Below are 14,397 nucleotides of genomic sequence, written 5' to 3'. Positions count from 1 at the left end.
ATTCCCTCCTAAAAGCGAATGTGATCATGGATAGCCTGATAAACACTATCAATATCAAGTGCCCAACCGATGGCTGTTAATTCTTTAGCACCAAAACGCTCAAACAGCTTATCATAGCGACCACCTGATACAAAAGCATCTGGAATCTTATCGCCAAATACCTTGAACATAAGTCCCGTATAATAAGGCATACTAGCAATTTGTGCCAAATCCAAAGTAATCTCTGCCAATGAAACCGCCAGTTCTTGCAACAAGTCTTCCAAATCAGTCAGGGCTGATAAGATTGTCTGATGATTAGTTAACTGGCGAGCTTTTTTCAAGACCTGATGACTCTCCCCAAAAAGAAAAGGAAGCTGTCTTATCAAGGCATCAAATTCACTAGGGTAACGATGGGTAAATTCGTTAAGACCTGTGACATTTTTATCTTGAATGAAAGTGGCCAAATCTTTCTTAGCAGTTTCAGGAATGTCTAAATTTGCAAAAATGGTCTGCAAGATATGTGCATGAGAAAATTCAAATTTATAATCTTTTAAGCCACTGGCTTTCAAAGCATCTTTAGCTGAAAGCAGAGCATCTTTAATGGCATCTTGAGTCTTGTAGCCAACAATTTCAACACCTGCTTGTGTGTGCTCATTAGCCAAACCGCGTAGCTCCTCATTATACTTGAAAACCTTGCCCGAATAAGAGAACTTAATCGGTGTTTCAACACGTGTCGAAGCAATGACGCGACCGATTTGGCTGGTAATGTCGGGACGCAGACTGAGGAGATTTCCTTTCTTATCAAAAAGGTGGTAATGCTCAGAAGAAACGTCATCCGCAAAAACTTCAAAATGTTCCAAAGTAGGCGTCTCAATGCGATTAAAACCTTGTTTAATTAAAAGATTACTAATATCTCGCTCAATCTCATACATGACACGTGCTCGCTTGAAGAGCTTATCGTGCATGCCAACTGGTAAACTTGTTTTCTTCATCCTCTTATTTCCTCAATGGCCTTAACGACCTCTTCCATTTCCTCTTGTGTCCCCATCGAAATCCGCAAATAATCTTTAATCCGTTCGACTTTTGGAAAATAGCGGACATAAATTTTTCTAGCTTCTAATTCTTCAAATAGCTTTGCTGTCGCAAGATCATGGGGTTTTGTCAAGACAAAATTTGCTTGACTAGGCAAAACATCAAAACCTTGTTTGACTAACTGCTCAGAAAACCAAGCTCGGGTCTTTTGAATCTTTTTAGCATTTTCCTGATAATAGGACCAGTCTTCAACGGCTGCCGTCGCCAACCTTTCAGCCAACAAATCAACAGAATAAGGATTGATGGAATGTTTAACAGCATTCATAACAGCAATCAAAGGCTCATTGGCAATGGCATAACCAACGCGCAAACCTGCTAAAGCCGCATCCTTAGAAAAGGTACGTGTAATAACAAGATTATTATACTTATTTAATAAGGAAAGAGCCGATTGGCCGCCAAAACTGATATAAGCCTCATCAATAATGACTACGGTATCTTGATTGGCTTTGAGAAGCTTTTCAATTTCATTCAGAGGCTTGTAAATGCCAGTAGGGGCATTAGGATTGGTCAAGATAATCCCGCCATTATCAGCTAAATAGTCTTCTGTGTTTATGGTGAAATCCTCAGCTAAAGGAATTTCATGATAGTTAACCCGATAAAGATCTGCCCAAACCTTATAAAAACCATACGTTAAATCTGGGAAAAGGACGGGTTCATCGTTATTGAAAAAGGCCAAGAAAGCAATAGATAAAACATCATCTGAACCATTAGCAATTATCAACTGTTCAGGCTTAACCTTTAAATTGTTAGCCAAGGCAGCTCGCAAATCAGCCTGTTCAAGCGTCGAATACTTACGTAAATTATCAACATCAAAATTGGCTAAAGCCTCACGAACTTTGGGACTAGCACCATAAGCATTTTCATTGGTATTCAACTTAATCATCTTCCTTTCAGCAGGTTGAACTCCTGCTACATAAGGTTCAATTTGTCGTAATCCTCTAATCATATGTCACCTCAACAAACTATTCAAAAAAGCGCCCTCGCAAAAAATTTGCAAGGACGCTGACACACACGTGGTTCCACCTTCATTCAGTAGCCTGTCGCCAAGACTACCCTCAAGGAGTTTGAAACTCCTATTCGTAACGTGAATAACCCGTCGAGCACTACTTTCCCACGATTTGGCACCCGCACTCAAGAATGTGTTACCTAAGCTTTTTGTATGTTTTCAGCTTCCCATACTCTCTGTTTCATTTCTTAGATTTTTTTCTCTCATCGCTTTTCTATTTTCTTTATTTTACAAGAAAATTCTGAATATTGCAAGCCTTAAATTTTATCTGACTGCCAATAAATGGGCGATAATGCTTATGATATCATCGTAATGGTATTTTATTACTACTATCTCTTATTCAAAGAGCAACGGTTTTGAAGCCGTTGCTCTTTTGTTTGAGCTAGGTCACTATTGTCCCAAGCTCTTGGTTATTAATTGATCTATCTACTGTTTTTCAGATGAAAACTGAAAAATAGCAGCAGCCATAATTAAAATAAATACAAAACCAGCTAAGACCTTTAATATTGGCCACAAGAGCCAAGCAAGTGCCATTGAAGCCAACAGCATGACCAATACAATAATTTCAGTATCTTTTTTGATTCGTTTTTTCTGCCAAAATTCCGCACCTCATTTCCTTACTGCTGAGCATATGCAATTTCAGCAGCTAATGCTAAGTCTGGTACAACCGTTACTTTTCTATATTATTTTTCATAAAATCTATAATGCCTTTGAAGATTTTTACAAAGTCTTTCCAGCAAAATGCAGTGACCAAGATAGATTCAACTATAAAAAGGACAAAAATAACAATCTTAACACTTGTATTTTCTAAAAAGCTGAGGCTAACAAAATAATTGGCAGGCTAAATAAATAGCCATAATTTAGATAAAGTGATCTTTTTGAAAGTATCATGATGACTTGCCTTTCCATATATTAACAACTTATTAAAATGGTAAGTTATATCCGGCAATACCTTTAGTAATAGCACTACCCGCTAATGTGCCAGTGCCGTCTAAATTTGATTGTAAAATAATCAACGATGGTGCCCATTCTATCTTAAATATAGAAAGAGTTTGAGACAAAAGTCGTCCCAAACTCTCAATCTATACAGCATCAAATGTTTGATACAGTATCATTAAAATCGAATGGTTTCACGCGTTTTTTCATAAGAAGAAACAAAACGATCAGTAACGCCGGGTTCTACTGTCTCTAAAGAATAAGAAATTTCATCAAAAGAACCTTGGTAGTCATAATCAGTTTCAAAGAGCTTAAGGGCAATATCAAAGCTTTCTTGAACACTTGGTTCAAAACTGCGGTAACGGTTTGAATATTGCAGCAACTGCTCTGTCAGTGTTGCATTTTGAACAACACGGTAAGCCGTTTCTTCCAAATTCTCTACAGCTACTGTCGCTGCTTCTGTCATCCGATTGACGGTTTCAATATGAATACGAGCACGATTCAACTCATCCATTAAGGCTTCTAACTGAGCACTTGTTGTAAAGAAAACACTGAGAAAATCTTGCGGAATACCAGGCAAATTGCGTTTTTCCATAAAACGTTTAATGGCATGAAGCCGATTAATATAGCTATCTAATTTCTGACGTGCCGTCTTTTCAACATTTTCAATGTTTTTTAAGCTATTAAAAACATCCAGCTGACCTTCTTCAACAAGGTCAAGTTTCTTAATAGCACGATCAAATTTGTCTTCCAAAACAGAGAATGGTTTTTCTTGAGTATCAAAATTCTCAATAATCGGCAAGACATCTTTTTCTACACTAGCTATTTCTTCATTAAAGTCACGCACATTGAGTTCTTCTTTTTCATTTAAGATATATCTGTGATTGAGACGCTCAATTTCTGCTTCTAACTGCTCATTATTTTTCTTGGCATGTTCCAAGTAAGCCGGGATAATCTTTTTGCTTTTGACAATATTCTTATGCGCACGAATTTCACGTTCAAAAATATCATAAAGAGAATCAATTTTTTCCTGAATCGCTTCATTTTCAGACTCAGCCTTATCAAGATCTAGGGAAACAAGTTCATTGGAGTTATTGCCAATAGCTTCACGAACTTCTTGAAAACGTTCCTCAATATTCTTTTCAGGGAAATGATAATTTTCTTCCAAAAGACGGCGGTAGCCTGATTCCAAATCATCCAATTGATCTGGGAAATCATCTTCCAATTTAGCCACAATAGCAGGAATTTTCTCCGTCATTTGCCCAAGAGCAATGGTATGTTCTTCAGCACGATCAAGAATTTCCGATGCTTCAACAGGATCTCCAGATGAATTTAAAGTTACAAATTGCGAGAATTCAGCTTCAATATTTTTGAGCTGCTTTTCGATTTCAGGCATGGTAATACCAAAATTGCTATCTCCTTCTTCAATAGAAGCTTGCAAACTTTCATACATTTCAAGCGCATGTAAAACACGAGCACTGTTTTTTTCTTCCTGCTCTTTCAAAACAGCAAGCGCTTCTCTGATTGCCTTAATATCTTCTTCTGCTAGATTTAACTGGCTTTCAATATTATTAATTTGACTATGAGCACGAATGAAATTAAAGGTATCATTAAGGTTTTCTGCTTCAAAAATATGATTTTCAATATCACTAAATGAATTGAGTGACAAATCAACCCATTTTTGATTCCATTCACGAAAAGTCGTTTGACTTTGACCAATCAAATGCAGTTTCTTTACTTCTTCAATTTCATCATTGACGGGCAAATCAAAAAGATTTTGTTTGCGTTCTTCCAATTTTGTGATTAACGAATCATTTCGTTTTCTGATAATAATAGCAATAAGATAGGCAATAATCACTACCAATACAATTGCCACTATCAGCAATACAATTCCGCTAGACATCTCAATCTCCTTAAATTGTCTTTATTATTATTCAAAGTAGTCCATAACGTTACGATTATAACATACTTCTACTTGCTTTTCAAAAAAATTCCCGATTAAACGTCAAGCGTACTATAAACCGCATTTTCTTCAATAAAACCACGACGAGGTTCAACACGATCTCCCATAAGCATATCAAATATCTTGTCAGCCTCAGCAGCATCGTCCAATGAAACGCGTGCCATCAAGCGATTATCCGGATTCATGGTTGTTTCCCAAAGCTGATGATCATCCATTTCCCCAAGCCCCTTATAGCGCTGAACGGTCGGTTTTGAACGTCCTTGACTGTACTTTTCTAAAGCTTCCTGCAATTTTTCTTCTTGATCATTTCCGGGCTGAATGTATTCTTTAATATCATTGCCAACCTTAATACCATAAATAGGCGGTTGCGCGATATAGACATAGCCTGCTTCAAGCACCGGACGCATGAAACGATAAATAAGTGTCAAAAGTAAGGTTCTAATATGAGCCCCATCAACATCAGCATCAGTCATAATCACCAATTTTTGATAGCGCGATTTAGAAACATCAAATTCTGCCCCAAAACCTGTTCCCATTGCTGTGAAGAGACTTCTGATTTCTTCATTGGCCAAAATCTTATCCATGGTAGCTTTTTCAACATTTAGAATTTTACCGCGGATAGGCAAGATTGCTTGAAATTCACGGTTACGGCCAGACTTAGCAGAACCGCCAGCTGAATCTCCCTCCACGATAAAGAGTTCATTCTGAATGGGATCATTAGAGGAACAGTCTGCCAATTTGCCCGGTAAATTTGAGATTTCAAGTCCGGATTTCTTCCGAGTCACTTCACGCGCTCTTTTAGCCGCAATACGAGCTTTAGATGCTAGTATCCCTTTTTCAACAATCTTTTTAGCGATTTGTGGGTTTTCTAACAAAAAACGATTAAGAGCATCGCTGAAAAGTCGATTGGTAATTTTAACAACTTCTGAATTTCCCAGTTTGGTCTTGGTTTGTCCTTCAAACTGCGGATTGGGATGCTTAACCGAAATGATGGCTGTCAAGCCCTCACGAACATCGTCACCGTTTAAATTATCCTCATTTTCTTTAAGGATTTTATTTTTCTTGGCGTAATCATTGATAACACGTGTCAGAGCCGTACGGAATCCTTGTTCATGCGTTCCACCTTCATGAGTGTGAATATTATTGGCAAAACTCATGATATTTTCATGAAAACCAGTTGTGTATTGCATAGCTACTTCGACAGAAATACCATCCAAAGAACCATCCGTATAAATCGGTTTATCAAAAATAACTTCTTTATTTTCATTGATGAATTCTACATAACTGACAATACCGCCCTCATAGTGAAATTCTTCTTTTCTTTCTTGTCCAGAGCGTTTATCGGTAATTGAAATTTTCAAACCTTTATTCAAGAAAGCAAGTTCTTGAATACGTTTGGCTAATTTATCAAAATCAAATTCAGTTGTTTCCGTAAAAATCTCAGGATCTGGTGTGAAGTGAACAATCGTTCCAGTAATATCTGTATCACCAATGACTTTTAAATCTTCAGCAACCACTCCGCGATGATACTCTTGATAATGAATCTTGCCATTCTTATGGACGCGAACATCCAACTGTGTTGAAAGAGCATTAACGACCGAAGAACCAACACCATGAAGGCCTCCAGATACCTTATAACCGCCACCGCCGAATTTTCCTCCTGCATGGAGAACAGTAAAAACGGTTTCTACAGCTGGTCGACCTGTTTTTTGCTGAATATCAACTGGAATGCCGCGACCATCATCAATAACCGTAATAGAATTATCTTCTTCAATAAAAACCTGAATGTGACTGGCAAAACCCGCCAAAGCTTCATCAATGGAATTATCAACAATTTCCCAAACAAGGTGATGCAGCCCTTCTTTTGAAGTTGAACCAATGTACATCCCTGGACGCATACGAACAGCTTCAAGGCCTTCCAAAACCTGAATTTGACTGGCATCGTACTCTTGTGCTAACTGATCTAAATTTTTATTTTCTTCTGTCATTATTTCATTTTACCTTCATTTATGATTGCTATCAAAGACTTTGACCCATCTACTAAAACAGTATCAAAACCAGCTGCCTGACCTGCTTGAACATCAATCTTTCGATCACCAATGACAAGAGCATTTGTAAGGGCGTATTTTTTCTTTAAATAGAGCATACTGGCTGGATCTGGTTTTCTGGCAAAGCCATTACTGGCAGTAACAACTTCTGTAAAAAGAGAAGCAATCTTTGTTTTATCTAAAATTTCCAAAACTTGATTATCGCGATGAGAGACCAAAAAATTCCGCCCTCCACCAGCAACAATCTTCTCAAGAACTTCCCTAGCTCCTGCAAAAAGAATAGGCTTTTCTAAAAATGCAGCTTCATTTTTCTTATATGCCTCTCGAAATGCTGGACAATTTGGAACAAAATAAGAAATGGCAGTATCCGTCGACTCCCGAAGTTTATCATAAACCTGCTTATAAGTTGCAGTAAGCCCAAAATCAGCTAAAGTCGCAACAAACGCTTTGGTTGACATACCATAGTTATCCAGTAATGTTCCGCCTAAATCCCAGATGTAATCATGATAATCCATACCTTTCATTATAACATATTTTTAAGTTTTTTTACAGATACGATCCTAAGAAAACCAAGCCTTATCCCTTTGTTGCTTTAATATCTTAATCCGATTTCGAGCTTTTTTAGAGTTTGGTTATAATAAGAACCTGTATTCATAACTTTTTTAACAGTTTCCTTGGGTAGTCGGGATGGCAAAACGAAATATCAATGCCATGGCTATTGGCTGCATTTTGTATTAGCTTAGTATGAGAAATATTATTGATTCTTCGTATTGAGCATCGCAGTACTATTTCTCAGTTCCTTTCTAAGCTTTAAACTAAAAGTCTCGAAAATTTCCTTCTTAAATATTGTTATAACAGCCAATTTTCTTTTTGTCAGTGCTTATAGCAACCTTATTGTCGCTTTCTAAAAACTATTTTTACGCTTATTAGTATATCGAAAAGAGCCTTAACTTGTAAGACTCTCCTTTTTGATATGAGCAAAATAGCGTTCTGTGGCTTTTTCCTGATTGAGACTATTTTGATAAGACATAGACAAGACCAATCCAACACCAATTAAATTGGAAATCAAGGAGCTTCCTCCTTGGGAAATAAAAGGAAGCGGAATACCTGTTAAAGGCAAGATACCAACTGCTGCTCCAATGTTCTCAAAAATATGGAAAAGAATCATCATAATAAAACCAGTTGAAATATAAGTATAAAACAGATTGTTTGACGCAAAAGTGACACGCAGCATACGATAAATAAGAATTAAATAGAGGGCCAACACAATACTGCCGCCAATAAAGCCAAAATTCTCAGCAATGACTGTAAAAATCATATCACTTTCACGGACAGGAACAGGAAGTTCAACAATGTTAAAGCCCTTTCCAAATAAGCCACCACTACCAATCGAAATCATGCCTTGAGTTTGTTGGTAAGCAATGCTACCAGCATAATCAAAGGGATTTAGCCAAGCTGAGAGACGATTAATTTGATAGGTATCTACTCCCATATGATGATAGAGAAATTCCTTACCACCAGGAATTAAAAAAACAACCATAAAAAGAGCAACTATCAAGGCAACAGCACCGACGACTGGCAAAATAATCTGCCAAGAGATACCTGCGATTAATACCAGACCAGCTAAAATAGCCATAAAAACCATAGCAGTTCCCAAATCTTTTTGCAAAGCTAAAAGAATCATAATAGGCAGTGTTAACAATGCAAACCAGAGTAAAAGTTTCCCATCTTCTTGCAAATTCTTTTCTTTATACTTTTGTTTAAAAGTGACCGTTAAGCGTGCTAAAATTAAGATATAGGAAATTTTCATAAACTCCGAAGGCTGAAATAAGGTCACTGAACCAATGGAAACCCAGTTTTTAGCACCCGTCGAAGCAACTAATTCAGGACTGTAAAAGATCAAAGGAAAAATCATTAAAATTAACCCTAAGCCATATAAATAAGGAGTGATTTTCCAAAGGAATTCTGTACTAAAGAGCATGACAACAAAACTAATAGCAGCTCCCATAATCAACCAAATCAACTGTTGTCCCATCACGACCATAATTTTACTAGGATAGTCGTGAATTGTCGCTGTATAAACAGAGAAAAGTCCTATCAAAACTAAAAAGAAAACTGGTAAAATAAGAGAATAATCCACCCGACTATCAATCGGCTTTTTTTTGCTTGTCATAATTACTCCATAAGAATGTTATAAAAAACATTATATCATTTTTAAGACTTAATAGTATCTGAAAAATGAAATATTATCATAAAAATAAAGAGTGGAACAAAATCGGGATGTCGTAGATATCAATTTTCTCACTCTCTTGTTTTAAGACTCTGGTAAAAATCATCCACTAGATAAGGTCATCCCCTGCAAAGTTGATTAAGGAAAATTTAAATTTTCAAAACGTCTTTAATAGCCAGCAAAGCTAAATTACTGCCAGCCTGACAATGTTGTTCGCCACCACTTTCCTGCGTAAAAAGATGCGTTTTTATTTCTGCTGCATTGCTGAGTTCTTTTTTGATTTGCCCAAGACGTTTAACTGGCACATATTGATCCTTTTCTCCAGCTAATAGGAGGACTTCTTGATTAATCAGAGGTCCCAAGCCCTTCATATTGTGTTTTTTAATATTTTGAATCAAATCATAAGGTGTTTTTGTCCCAGTCAATTGATAACCTCGCTTTATTTTCCAATTTAAATCCAAATCTCTTGTCATAGCATGCGTAAGCAAAACATCAATCCATGTCTTACACTTAAAATTGACTAAAGTTTTAAAAATAAAAGCTAAAACTGGGTTCATAGCAATGGTCAGAGCATCCAATCCTTGATAAAAAATGTCTAAAGCAATAATCTTCTCAATTCTCTTTTCAAAAGCAGCTGCTCGCATGACAAAGAAACCTCCCCAGGAGAGTCCCAAAGCTGCCACCCTATCCAAAGAAAAATAATCTAAAACAGCTGCCACCGGCTTTTCAAAATTCATTATGAAATGACTTTTCTCTTTTTTAAAAAGCATATTTCCTTGACCCGGACCATCAAAAATAATGAGATTATAACCATTATTTCTTAAAGGTGAAAACCATAGAATGAGTTCTTCCAGATTGCTGTCATAACCTCCAAAGATGAGTAAATTTTTCTTAGCAGAAGGTTGCATAAAAGTGACTGCTGGCAAACTTGTATTATCATAAGGGATTTCATGTTGTTCAAAGCCAAGATCTCCATAGGCACGATAAAAATTTTGCAAACGATGCTCTTGGATTAATTCTCTATCTGTATCATCCTCTAGAAGATAAAAGCTGGCTCCAAAAAAATAAGACGCTGCCAATGCATAATCTCCCTTGGCTTCTCGCATCAAAGCAAACTCTTTCCAAACCTTGTTCCAAGAGGAGATATCTTTTAATTGAGGAACAATTAGCTTGAGATCTTCTTCCACTTTTTCGTTACCTTCAAAAGGGAAGCAAAGACGATTAATTTGTAAATCAAATTGTTGATTTCCTGTATAGCGATAAAACATAACATTTCTCCTTATCATGTGATAATCACAGTATAGAAGGAAGCTTCTTGACAAACAAGCCATAAATTCTTATAATCTATATGAAATTGAACATTTTGTCCAGAAATGTTTGGTAAAAAACAAAAAGGAGCCAATTATATGGCACAAGATATCCGCGTTTTTAAGAGTAAACGCGACGTTGAAACAGCGGTCATCCAACTCATTTTAGAAGAAGATTTTAGTAAATTAACTATCCAGCAAATTTGTCAGAAAGCGCTTGTCAGCCGTTCAACATTCTACAGTCACTACTTAGACAAATATGATGTTGTGGAGCAATTAGTAGCCAAGACAATTACCCAATTAGAAACCATATTTTCTCAAAAATACCAGTCACAGGTTAGCCCAGAAAACTTAAAAGATTATCTAGCAGATATTTATCAATTTTATCAAGAAAATGCCCGCTTACTAAAAGCCCTTCTCAAAACACCATTAACAGGAACGGGTAATTTCGAAGAGGCCTTCAGTAAACTTTGTCAAACCTATATTAACCATCTGGCAGCCACCACCAAAGACAATGACCCTTTACCACCACAACTCTTAGCAGAAATTTTTACGGCAAATGTGGTCACTCTTATGAAATGGATTATTGAGCACGGTCCTTCAGAAAATGTCACTCATTTTGCGGATTGGTTGCATGATCTTTTTCTACAATACCTGCAAGAATGACTTTCGCTGGGAAAACACATGACAGTAGTCGGTTTTGCACCCAGAAAATAACAAAAAGCACTGTTAAGCAGAAAAGTTTTTCTGCTTAACAGTGCTTTTACTATCTTATATCCCCTGCCGGAATCGAACCAGCAACTGCTCCTTAGGAGGGAGATGTTATATCCATTTAACTAAGGGGACAAGCAACTCTTTCTATTGTACCCTAGACTAAAAATGAATGCAAGCCTTACCAAGCTGATTGAAACAATTAAATGAAATATCATTCCTTTTCTGCAATCAAGTAAACACCCTGCCACTCTTCCATTACAGCATTTCCTATCGCCAAAGCAAAGTCTGCATAAGAAATGGATTTACTGAGAAAAAAGTCTTCTTTTTGAGCCGAACTGTAGCGGTTATAACTGCCAGTTCTTGCCCCTTCAGCAACATAAACTGGCGGAGGAATCAAATAGGTCCAAGTGTGGTTAAAAAATGACTTTTCCAAATAGTCTCTAAGCCTAGCATGAGCAATTCCTCTAGGCAGAGTTTGTCTTGGAAAATATTCATTCTCCCAAAAACGCTGATTTGCTTCTAATTTTAGAGCCCCTGCGCCTCCAACCGTAACAAGATGAGTTTTCCTTGATGGATTAAAGGCCTGATGGATCCGTTGATCCAGTTGAATTAAAGCATTCTCTGATATATCTCCCCGTAAACGAATGGCTTGAACAACTATGTCACTGTCAGTAAGAGCCTTACGTAAACTGCAGACGTCAGCAATATCAATCACTACTGTCTCTATGGCTGCATTTATCTTGGGCAGTCTTTCTTTATCTTTTTGACTTCTTAAGCCAGCAATTAACTGAATAGATTTGTATTTGGACAATTCTTTTATGACAAAGCTTCCTGTCCTGCCAGTTGCTCCTAATACCAGTACTCTCTTCATACTACTGTTCTCCTTTAATATCCAAAGTAAATACAACAAGCATACTGAACAACAATAATAAAGCTAAAGTCAAAAAGGTTGCTTTTGCTCCCAGTACAGTCAATAACTGAACACCCGCAATCGGTCCAAAACTAGCACCTAAAAACAAAATAAAGGTGTAAAAAGAGACAGCGATTCCAGCTTGATTCTGTCCAAACCTTCCCCCTAAAATAATTAAAGTGGGAACAATGATTGAAATTCCTGCTACAAATAAAAGACTCATTATAATCAATACATTGAGATATGGACAAAAAGCAATAATAAAAAGGGATACAAGCGAAAACAGCAAAGAAAGGATGAGTAGACATTTTATATCAAATTTTCTAGCTAATTTATCCGCAAAAGGAGCAAACAACATGCCAATCATACCTAAAGCTCTTATCTTAAAAATATTATCTTTACTTAAATGAAATGTATGAACTGAATAACCCTCTAAAACGGTGTAAAAAGCTACAAATGCAAATAATAAAGTCAGAGCAATCAGATAAAGCTTGATTAAATTCTTTTTCCTTAATACCTCCCAATAATGCCTAAACAGTTGAGAAAATAGAATTCCTTTACTTTGGTTAGAAACAGGTGAAGCATAGCTATATAAGATTAGGGCTGTTAGCAAATAAATTATTCCAAATGTACAAAAGACAGCCTGCCAGTTCAACAACCGACTAATGTAAGCACTCATAATTTGCCCGACAATTGCCGAAATCAAAAAACTGGCACTGACAAGGCCTACAACTGTCCCTTTAATCTCTTTTGAAAATTTTTCGGAAATATAAACAACAGCTACAGGGGCAAAGCTAGATGCGGCTATGCCCTGCATGATCCGTCCCATAATTAACCAAGACAACTGATTGCCAAAAGGAATGATAAGAGTAATAACTGATAATAAGATCAACCCTCCAACCATAATTCTTTTTCTGCCAAATCGATCAGATAAAACACCAACTAAGAGACAGCTTAAAGCATAGGCGAAAGAAAAACTGGTTCCCAACCAAGCTGTCTGTTCTGCATTAACATGAAACTGCTGAGTAAAAGCAGACATTAAAGGAATCGTTATGTAATTACTGGCGACAACTATAAGACCACACCAAAATAATAGAATGGCTAAACTTATTTCATTTATTTTGAATTGATTTTCTTTCATTTCCAATCCCTCCCTGAAACAAATAAACATTTTATGTATAAAAACTACATTGATTGTAATATAAATACATATTTAAGTCAAGAAAAATTGTAGTTCTACTCTCAATATTGTAAAATAGAGGTATCAACAAAACTTAAAAGGACTTGTTTTATGGAAAAAAGAAACGAAGATTATTCGGCATTATTAGATGTCAAACTCCTAAAAAAATTAGTTGTCGGTATCGGTGAGGTTTCTAAAATCACTGGTATCCCTATTCGAAAAATCCGTTATTGGGAAGAAAAAGGAATCATCCACTCTCAAAACAATAAAGGGGGAACAACCAGAAGATATGATTATATGAATATCAAAAAAATACTTTTAATTCAAGAAATGCTAGAAGAAGGTTTCACCTTAGAAGCCTCTGTTAAAAAAGTGGAAAAACGTCTGTCTACTTTGAATGATATGTTCAAAAATTTATCCAATCATTTGGAAGACAGGCCATTGAATTCTGAAGACAAATAAAAAAGAGTGGAACACTTTGGTTCCAGTCTTTCAAAATATAGAAAAACTTTGGGATAGAAGATAATAATTATGAACTCTTAGAATTGCCGATATAACAGTATTCTAAGAGTCTTTATTTTGTCAATAAAAAAGATTGAAGAAACCATTTCTTCAATCTAGACAATCTAATAGACCGTTCCTATTGACGGACTTCCTTGATACGTGCAGCTTTACCTTGCAATGCACGAAGGTAATACAATTTAGCGCGACGAACTTTACCATGACGAGTCACTTCGATTTTTTCAACACGTGGTGTGTGAGTTGGAAAAGTACGTTCAACACCAACACCGCTTGAAATCTTACGAACAGTATACATTTCTGAGATACCTTGACCTTTACGGGAAATGACAACACCTTCAAAAATTTGGACACGTTCACGGTTTCCTTCAACAACCTTTGCGTGAACACGAACAGTGTCACCAGAGCGGAAGTTAGGAATGTCTGTACGGAGTTGACTTTCGGTCAAACTTTGGATTAATGGATTCATTTTTTATTCTCCTTCTCTTACTAATCATAAGTGCTCTGTCTCAG

Annotated in this window: 13 protein-coding genes, 1 tRNA gene and 1 pseudogene; 3 read left to right on the top strand and 12 right to left on the bottom strand. The window is 36.5% G+C overall.

What is annotated here, in order from left to right; genetic code table 11:
• Positions 1 to 8 precede the first annotated feature (8 nt).
• The 3 genes and pseudogenes from FNL60_RS04485 to FNL60_RS10605 form a co-directional block, all read right to left on the bottom strand.
• Positions 9 to 971 (bottom strand): ATP phosphoribosyltransferase regulatory subunit, encoded by a 963-nt coding sequence (locus tag FNL60_RS04485; protein ID WP_002280216.1) that lies wholly within the window; start codon positions 969 to 971, stop codon positions 9 to 11.
• Positions 968 to 2,017 (bottom strand): histidinol-phosphate transaminase, encoded by a 1,050-nt coding sequence (gene hisC / locus FNL60_RS04480; protein ID WP_002280215.1) that lies wholly within the window; start codon positions 2,015 to 2,017, stop codon positions 968 to 970. The genes FNL60_RS04485 and hisC overlap by 4 nt, the downstream gene beginning before the upstream one ends.
• Before the next feature lie 486 nt (positions 2,018 to 2,503).
• Positions 2,504 to 2,708: pseudogene (locus tag FNL60_RS10605) on the bottom strand (hypothetical protein).
• On the opposite strand from FNL60_RS10605, the gene FNL60_RS10600 reads away from it, so the two are divergent.
• Complete coding sequence (locus tag FNL60_RS10600; protein ID WP_307777636.1) at positions 2,655 to 2,888, top strand: hypothetical protein; 234 nt, start codon at positions 2,655 to 2,657, stop codon at positions 2,886 to 2,888. The pseudogene FNL60_RS10605 and the gene FNL60_RS10600 sit on opposite strands and share 54 nt — an antisense overlap.
• Before the next feature lie 303 nt (positions 2,889 to 3,191).
• Here FNL60_RS10600 and ezrA read toward each other — a convergent pair whose 3' ends face one another.
• The 5 genes from ezrA to FNL60_RS04450 form a co-directional block, all read right to left on the bottom strand.
• Positions 3,192 to 4,916 carry a septation ring formation regulator EzrA gene (gene ezrA, locus FNL60_RS04470; protein WP_002264984.1) on the bottom strand — a complete coding sequence of 575 codons (1,725 nt, stop codon included), beginning with the start codon at positions 4,914 to 4,916 and terminating at the stop codon, positions 3,192 to 3,194.
• A 95-nt stretch (positions 4,917 to 5,011) separates the two neighbouring features.
• Complete coding sequence (gene gyrB / locus FNL60_RS04465) at positions 5,012 to 6,964, bottom strand: DNA topoisomerase (ATP-hydrolyzing) subunit B (protein WP_002280213.1); 1,953 nt, start codon at positions 6,962 to 6,964, stop codon at positions 5,012 to 5,014.
• A complete protein-coding gene (locus FNL60_RS04460; RefSeq protein ID WP_181010213.1) occupies positions 6,964 to 7,539 on the bottom strand; it encodes an HAD-IA family hydrolase in 576 nt (191 codons plus the stop codon). The genes gyrB and FNL60_RS04460 overlap by 1 nt, the downstream gene beginning before the upstream one ends.
• A gap of 431 nt (positions 7,540 to 7,970) precedes the next feature.
• Positions 7,971 to 9,197, bottom strand: a complete 1,227-nt coding sequence (locus FNL60_RS04455; protein WP_002265602.1) for an FtsW/RodA/SpoVE family cell cycle protein — start codon at positions 9,195 to 9,197, stop codon at positions 7,971 to 7,973.
• Between the two features lie 206 nt (positions 9,198 to 9,403).
• Positions 9,404 to 10,522: an alpha/beta fold hydrolase gene (locus FNL60_RS04450; protein WP_002280212.1), complete on the bottom strand. Its 1,119-nt coding sequence runs from the start codon at positions 10,520 to 10,522 to the stop codon at positions 9,404 to 9,406.
• A gap of 138 nt (positions 10,523 to 10,660) precedes the next feature.
• On the opposite strand from FNL60_RS04450, the gene FNL60_RS04445 reads away from it, so the two are divergent.
• A complete protein-coding gene (locus FNL60_RS04445) occupies positions 10,661 to 11,227 on the top strand; it encodes a TetR/AcrR family transcriptional regulator (RefSeq protein WP_002280211.1) in 567 nt (188 codons plus the stop codon).
• A gap of 108 nt (positions 11,228 to 11,335) precedes the next feature.
• Here FNL60_RS04445 and FNL60_RS04440 read toward each other — a convergent pair.
• The 3 genes from FNL60_RS04440 to FNL60_RS04430 all read right to left on the bottom strand — a co-directional run bounded on the left by FNL60_RS04440 (position 11,336) and on the right by FNL60_RS04430 (position 13,326).
• Positions 11,336 to 11,407 (bottom strand) — tRNA-Arg (locus FNL60_RS04440).
• Positions 11,408 to 11,486: 79 nt separating this feature from the next.
• Complete coding sequence (locus FNL60_RS04435) at positions 11,487 to 12,146, bottom strand: NAD(P)-dependent oxidoreductase (RefSeq protein ID WP_002268538.1); 660 nt, start codon at positions 12,144 to 12,146, stop codon at positions 11,487 to 11,489.
• 1 nt (position 12,147) lies between these two features.
• Complete coding sequence (locus FNL60_RS04430) at positions 12,148 to 13,326, bottom strand: MFS transporter (protein WP_002280210.1); 1,179 nt, start codon at positions 13,324 to 13,326, stop codon at positions 12,148 to 12,150.
• A 150-nt stretch (positions 13,327 to 13,476) separates the two neighbouring features.
• Between FNL60_RS04430 and FNL60_RS04425 the strand changes: the two genes are divergently transcribed.
• The gene (locus FNL60_RS04425; RefSeq protein ID WP_002263159.1) at positions 13,477 to 13,827 is read left to right on the top strand and encodes a MerR family transcriptional regulator; all 351 of its coding nucleotides are present in this window, start codon (positions 13,477 to 13,479) and stop codon (positions 13,825 to 13,827) included.
• Positions 13,828 to 14,005: 178 nt separating this feature from the next.
• On the opposite strand, the gene rplS is transcribed toward FNL60_RS04425, so the two are convergent.
• Complete coding sequence (gene rplS, locus FNL60_RS04420; protein WP_002267279.1) at positions 14,006 to 14,353, bottom strand: 50S ribosomal protein L19; 348 nt, start codon at positions 14,351 to 14,353, stop codon at positions 14,006 to 14,008.
• Between the last annotated feature and the right edge of the window lie 44 nt (positions 14,354 to 14,397).

It is taken from the genome of Streptococcus mutans (assembly GCF_006739205.1).
GTDB classification, from domain to species: Bacteria; Bacillota; Bacilli; order Lactobacillales; family Streptococcaceae; genus Streptococcus; species Streptococcus mutans.
Note: the sequence above shows the minus strand (reverse complement) of the source record. Positions and strands in the feature narration are given on the sequence as shown.

What these genes read in the sequence shown, in the direction of transcription:
- FNL60_RS04485 (WP_002280216.1), bottom strand. Translation starts at nt 971, where the DNA reads ATGAAGAAAACAAGTTTACCAGTTGGCATGCACGATAAGCTCTTCAAG.
- hisC (WP_002280215.1), bottom strand. Translation starts at nt 2,017, where the DNA reads ATGATTAGAGGATTACGACAAATTGAACCTTATGTAGCAGGAGTTCAA.
- ezrA (WP_002264984.1), bottom strand. Translation starts at nt 4,916, where the DNA reads ATGTCTAGCGGAATTGTATTGCTGATAGTGGCAATTGTATTGGTAGTG.
- gyrB (WP_002280213.1), bottom strand. Translation starts at nt 6,964, where the DNA reads ATGACAGAAGAAAATAAAAATTTAGATCAGTTAGCACAAGAGTACGAT.
- FNL60_RS04460 (WP_181010213.1), bottom strand. Translation starts at nt 7,539, where the DNA reads ATGGATTATCATGATTACATCTGGGATTTAGGCGGAACATTACTGGAT.
- FNL60_RS04455 (WP_002265602.1), bottom strand. Translation starts at nt 9,197, where the DNA reads ATGACAAGCAAAAAAAAGCCGATTGATAGTCGGGTGGATTATTCTCTT.
- FNL60_RS04450 (WP_002280212.1), bottom strand. Translation starts at nt 10,522, where the DNA reads ATGTTTTATCGCTATACAGGAAATCAACAATTTGATTTACAAATTAAT.
- FNL60_RS04445 (WP_002280211.1), top strand. Translation starts at nt 10,661, where the DNA reads ATGGCACAAGATATCCGCGTTTTTAAGAGTAAACGCGACGTTGAAACA.
- FNL60_RS04435 (WP_002268538.1), bottom strand. Translation starts at nt 12,146, where the DNA reads ATGAAGAGAGTACTGGTATTAGGAGCAACTGGCAGGACAGGAAGCTTT.
- FNL60_RS04430 (WP_002280210.1), bottom strand. Translation starts at nt 13,326, where the DNA reads ATGAAAGAAAATCAATTCAAAATAAATGAAATAAGTTTAGCCATTCTA.
- FNL60_RS04425 (WP_002263159.1), top strand. Translation starts at nt 13,477, where the DNA reads ATGGAAAAAAGAAACGAAGATTATTCGGCATTATTAGATGTCAAACTC.
- rplS (WP_002267279.1), bottom strand. Translation starts at nt 14,353, where the DNA reads ATGAATCCATTAATCCAAAGTTTGACCGAAAGTCAACTCCGTACAGAC.